Genomic DNA, 4,062 nt, shown 5'->3' with positions numbered 1-4,062 from the left:
AATCACAGAAACTGGCAGGCCAGAAGGGAGCGCGAAAATACTGGATAGAAAGAAGCGAGATGCTAGCCAGGGCTTTTGAAGCTTTTGTCCAGGACTCACTTATAAGCAAAGGAATAAGTTGTGATTGGCTTGTTATGGACACTTTACTTTCAGATGTGCCTAAAGAACATCATGACAAGCATACTTACCCGCAAGGCGATGAACGCAAGAATTTAAACTACTCGATGTTTAATCTAATGAAAGGGATTTGGAGTAATTAGGTTTAGCTTCTTGATAAAAAGTAGTGGAGTAGAGCACCTTTTCTAATCTCCTTTTTTTAAACTGATCAAGCATATAGAAAAAATCAACATGATCGATACCATACAAGTCAAGGAGAGCTAATGCATCAAATAGGTCAATCCCAGTATGACCATTTTCGAACTTGGAAATGAAAGATTGGTTAACACCGATATGGTTAGCCGCGTCAGCCTGAGATAAGTTGCTTTTTTTCCGAAGCTCCTTAAACAGGTCACAGACAAATAAATATTCACTTCCTCCTTTCTGATAGAAATTCACAAAACACCTTGAAAATTATCTTGTCCACGAGTTACGCATGAACATGCGCGTCAATGAAGCGACAAAATTGGATTTCTCTTGATCATTCATCCGAGAAAAGTTGGCAAGATACATTTCCCGTTGGGTTACGATTGTCATCAGATTTGCCTCTAGCGGAGATGATGAGTCAATCAATAACTGAATGCGTTCAGGGATCTCCTCGGCAGTGCTAATGTCAAAATTTGTATTGTTTAACAAGAACATGCTGTTTCACCCATAAGAACCCCGTAGGATGATACACCTAAAGGTCAATTATTCCGTGTGGAATAATTTGCAAGACTTTAGCCGAAACCAACCGGATTGGCTGGTGGTGAAATATGCAACCTGAGAGAGGACTTTTTTGTCGCCACAAGCCAATAACTGGTGTAATATTAACCTTAAATTCTCTACTTACGAAAATGTACCTTTTCCAAAGTAGAGCTTGTAAAATTTAAAGCTCGAATAGTTTGCGACTCACTTTTCGCGCACGAGGGGCATAAAGTCACGTATAAGCACCTTTTTGAGTGGATAAAAGGAACGATAGCCGTCCTATTCTAAAACCATGATATACCGGGTGGTTTAGCAGTGGCGTTATCCATTTTGGCGAACTCTATTCTACATAGAGTTGTATGTTGGCAAACTTTATTTTACCTACACACTTTCATTTTCATATTTCGGTACAACAAGGTACGGAGGCGGAAAATCGTGGATTTAACTGAAATGGCACTAGTAGCAACAGTACTTTCAACTCTTGGTTTTGCAGTTACCCTTATACGGCATGTCTTGTTTAAAAGGGAGTTCTATAAACTAAAAGAGGACATGAAAAAACACACTCTTGAGCACGGTGTTAACGAGGAGCTATGGATTTTATTTGTTACGCGGTCACGTAAGATGCTTAGGTTCTGGAGGTGACATATGCTAAATAAAACAAAGTTTGAAAAAGTTCTAAGTAGAGTGATCAACAAAAACAGCGCTCGTTGCTCAAAGTGCAAGCGAATGTTTACTCAGCCATATCATACCTTTGGTGGTCTCGATGCAGAGGGCAAAGTTCATAATGTGGCTCTATGCTGTAGAGACTATATTGTAGACATGAACCATTATGGTGTTTATACAACCTTTCCTGTTAATACAGCAGAAGGTGAACGCCAGGCCAAAGAACTACTAGATTCCCACCCCAAAGACGCAAGCAGATATTGACTGTTCTAGTGAAACAATGAGCAAAACCAAGAATGCACCATACGAACAAAGTGTAAAAGTAATTAAAAAACAGCCAGATACAAAGCCGTTCCACTAAAACAAAGACTAAATCCACTTTATTGTCCCAAAAGAACATTCAAAGAGGAACCAATGTGTAACGGAAAAGTTATTTTTGTTAGCCAGAGAGAGGCTGAGACTATTCACCCATAGCCCTGAGTAGCAATGATTTCTATCACCGATCCGGGAAAACCTTTAGCTGAACTCGGTTCCTGGGAGCTGATATACAGAGATTCTTTTTTTGATGGAGGCTATAGTGAAGACGCTATCCACATCCATAAAGATGAGTTTCGAATGTGCTATTGTTCTTATATTGATTCAGAACAGGCAGAGAAACTAAAAAATTTCATATCTCAACTAATCTCTTCTGGAGTGAATAAAATCTACGTTCACTGCTATTTTGGTCGTTCACGCAGCGGAGCTGTTGCTAAATACCTGGTGGATCAGTTTGGTTTTGAAAGCAATAAACTAATTGAGAGCCCAAATATGACTGTATATAAATTGCTATGTAATCCAGTACGGTTTGAACCCTTGATCCAGCAATATGAACAAGCTGCTAAAGCTCCTAAAGAAGAAAAGCAACCAACAATACCCCAGAAGTTCGTAGATTTATTGATGGTAGCTTTAGGGCTTAAAAAATAATAAGTGAATGTGGCCCCCTACTCTCGATACAACGTGCATGAAAAGAAGAGAAACCAACATGGAATATCACGCTAACAACATAATAACTGCGGAACAACAAGGAGAGCTGATCATCGCAGAACAGATTAAGAGCAGTATAAAAACTAACGCGGCATCAGCCTATTTACTTAGTCTCCGCTCAAAGCTTAGCCGTCAAAAAATGGGTTACTTCCTGAATAATGTAGCCAAAATGACGGGCAACCAAAGCATGTTTCATTGTGACTGGGGGACAATGAGACGCCACCATGTCCAGGGTATTATTGACTTGCTGATTGATGCAGGAAGAGCCCCAGACACCATTAACACCTATCTTGCTGGGTTAAAAGGCGTCGCTCTTGAAGCATGGACAATGAAGCAGATTGATATGGAAAGTTATCACCATATCAAGCAAATAAAGAATGTGCGTGGCGAAAGAATTCCCAAAGGGAGAGCGCTAGAACGTCATGAAGTTGCCCAGCTTTTCAAAGTGTGTGATGAAGACTCACGATGTAAAGGAGTTAGAGATAGTGCAATTTTTGGGGTGCTTTTAGGCTGCGGTTTAAGGAGAAGTGAAATAGTGGCCCTAGATCTAGGCCATATAAATTGGCGAGAACAAGCAATTACAGTTATGGGTAAAGGTAATAAAGAACGATTGGCCTTTATGCCCGACGGAACGCTTAGAAGATTAAAATTGTGGGTTAATGATGTTCGAGGTGAACAGCCTGGGCCTCTTTTTCCAAGAATTCGACGGCATGATGATGTACAAGACAGTCGAATGACAGATCAGGCAATCTACGAAATCTTGAGAACTAGACGAATGGAAGCTGGGTTAGAGCATTGCTCTCCTCATGACTTGCGTCGGACTTACGCGAACGACTTATTGGAAACTGGCGTTGATATCATGACCTTAAAGGATATGATGGGACATGCTAGCGTTACTACCACTCAACGGTATATTCGCATCAAAGATGAGCAAATGCGAAATGCAAGTAAGAGGTTGGTAATTTAACATGCTCGTATCATTCCTGACATGGTTTTTAGTTGGTTTGCTGCCCATTGTGCTGGTGGTCATTATTCAAAACCTTATTGGAAAGCTGTTAACCCCCATTGCGCTTAGCAATAAAGGCAGCCGGGGGGGTGTACTTAGCTACAGCAGCTATTGGAGTGCCTATTCATGAACTCAGTCATGCTATTGCGGCGTTCCTTTTTCGGCACCGAATAACCAAAATAAAATTTTTTGAATACACTGCTGGGCATGGCCGCTTGGGATACGTCGAGCATCAATGGAACGTGTTGTCACCGTTGCAAAATGTCGGGCTTTTCTTTATTGGTATTGCTCCTTTGATAGGAGCTGGTGCAGTCATATACTTAACTACAAAGCTAATGCTTCCAGGCTTATTGGATACGCTGGCTTGGCGCATAGTAGAAATTCCTATGGGAATAACGGGCGATATGAATGACCATCTATCTCCTATCAATAAGAACCAAATCCAAAAGCTTATCCGAGAAGAATTAGAACCGACGTGGTTTGATAGTAAATCAGCGACACCTGATATGTCTTGGGTAACACCAACG

4 protein-coding genes and 1 pseudogene are annotated in these 4,062 nt (G+C 40.9%); 4 read left to right on the top strand and 1 reads right to left on the bottom strand.

Annotated elements, in window-relative coordinates; translation table 11 throughout:
- Nucleotides 1–260, top strand: a 260-nt coding sequence (locus tag H5300_RS25780) for an LPD1 domain-containing protein (protein ID WP_220503584.1), incomplete at its 5' end; no start/stop codon positions are given.
- Here H5300_RS25780 and H5300_RS25775 read toward each other — a convergent pair.
- Entirely contained in the window at nt 229–555 is a 327-nt protein-coding gene (locus tag H5300_RS25775; RefSeq protein ID WP_032073027.1) for a helix-turn-helix transcriptional regulator, read from the bottom strand. The genes H5300_RS25780 and H5300_RS25775 overlap by 32 nt on opposite strands.
- 1,437 nt (nt 556–1,992) lie before the next feature.
- On the opposite strand from H5300_RS25775, the gene H5300_RS25770 reads away from it, so the two are divergent.
- The 3 genes and pseudogenes from H5300_RS25770 to H5300_RS25760 form a co-directional block, all read left to right on the top strand.
- The gene (locus H5300_RS25770; protein ID WP_259397953.1) at nt 1,993–2,469 is read left to right on the top strand and encodes a dual specificity protein phosphatase family protein; all 477 of its coding nucleotides are present in this window, start codon (nt 1,993–1,995) and stop codon (nt 2,467–2,469) included.
- A gap of 58 nt (nt 2,470–2,527) precedes the next feature.
- Nucleotides 2,528–3,496, top strand: a complete 969-nt coding sequence (locus H5300_RS25765; protein WP_182797267.1) for a tyrosine-type recombinase/integrase — start codon at nt 2,528–2,530, stop codon at nt 3,494–3,496.
- 128 nt (nt 3,497–3,624) lie between these two features.
- Nucleotides 3,625–4,062, top strand: a pseudogene (locus H5300_RS25760) (hypothetical protein); the annotation flags it as partial.

It is taken from the genome of Vibrio sp. SG41-7, assembly GCF_014164465.1.
In the GTDB taxonomy this organism is placed as follows: domain Bacteria; phylum Pseudomonadota; class Gammaproteobacteria; order Enterobacterales; family Vibrionaceae; genus Vibrio; species Vibrio splendidus.
This window is presented reverse-complemented; position numbering and strand designations above follow the sequence as displayed.